Here is a 1,368-nt window from a genome sequence, read left to right on the forward strand (position 1 = left end):
AGCCAGCCAGCCATGCCCACGAGGACAAAAAATTTGGCATTGACTAACAAGCACACTGTTGAGTTCTCAAACAACCGACACACACCAACTCAGCCAGACCATCAGGCCCAACCTCGCTTGGGGCAACCTCTTCACTCTACCCGATCCCTCGCGGCTCCTCAACCCCGGCTCGTCGCCGTGGTCGTGCTGTGAGGTCTCCGAACGGGAGGCCGACGGCCACCCAACGGAAGAGGATTCCGGCCCCGGGACCAGCCACCGTCGCGGTGTCTGTTCCTCCCTGTCGGGCCGACATCCAGAACATTACGCGGCCCGGCGGACGAGGGTCAAGCCGGTGGCCGGTGACCCGGCTCACCCGGCGTTCACGCGGCGGTCACGCCCCGGTCGTCTCCTCGCTGCCGCCGGTTGTCGCGCGGGGACGGAGCCGGAGCCGGTCCCCTGGTCTCAGCTGGGCCGCGCGGTCGACGTCGTCCTCCGCGAGGACGCCGATCACCGGGTAGCCGCCCGTGACCGGGTGGTCGGCGAGGAACAGCACCGGGCGCCCGTCGGGCGGCACCTGGATCGCGCCGCGCACGAGCCCCTCGGTGGGCAGGTCGCCCGGCACCCGCGGCACGGGCGGCCCGTCGAGTCGCAGGGCGACCCGGTTGCTGTCCGCGCTCACGGTGCGGAGCGCGCCGAGCGCGCTCCAGGCGTCCGTGCCGAACCACTCAGGGCGCGGTCCCGGCAGCACGTGCAGCGACGGCTCCCTCTCGCCCGGGCGCAGCTCCCCGGCGGGGTGCCGGATCGGTGCCCCGTCGACCGGCGGCCACGCCTGCGGCGCGGCCCCCACCCCGAGCGCGTCCCCCGCACGGAGCGGGCGTGGGCCGATGCCCGACAGGACGTCGTGCGACCGCGCCCCGAGGACCGGCGGGACGAGCACACCGCCGCGCACCGCGACGTAGGACCGCAGGCCTCGCGACGGCGTCCCGAGCCGGAGGACGGCACCGGCCGGCACGCGCAGCGGCACACCCGGGCCCACGGGCACGCCATCCACGGTCGACGGTGCCGTCGCGCCGGTCAGGGCGACGAGCACGGTCCTCTCGGCACGCAGCACCAGCCCGCCGAGGGTCGCCTCGAGCAGTGCGGCGTCGGGCTCGTTGCCGACGAGCCGGTTCGCGAGCGCGGACGCCGCGCGGTCCGCCGCCCCTGACCGTCCCACCCCGATCGCGCCGAGCCCCGGCCGACCACCGTCCTCGACGAGGGTCAGCGGCCCCGTTCATCACGATGTTCTCGAGCGCGTCCTCGAGGATCGTGAGGTTGCGCAGCCCGAGGAAGTCCATCTTGATGAGGCCGAGGCCCTCGGACGTCGGGTAGTCGAACTGCGTGATGACC

Annotated in this window: 1 protein-coding gene; it reads right to left on the reverse strand. The window is 73.5% G+C overall.

Annotated features, from left to right (window positions below; translation table 11 throughout):
• Positions 1-370: 370 nt before the first annotated feature.
• Positions 371-1,195, reverse strand: a complete 825-nt coding sequence (locus tag JZ5iCDA_RS19285; protein WP_253182146.1) for a biotin-dependent carboxyltransferase family protein — start codon at positions 1,193-1,195, stop codon at positions 371-373.
• Between the last annotated feature and the right edge of the window lie 173 nt (positions 1,196-1,368).

This window comes from Cellulosimicrobium cellulans (assembly GCF_001722485.1).
Lineage (GTDB): Bacteria > Actinomycetota > Actinomycetes > Actinomycetales > Cellulomonadaceae > Cellulosimicrobium > Cellulosimicrobium cellulans_A.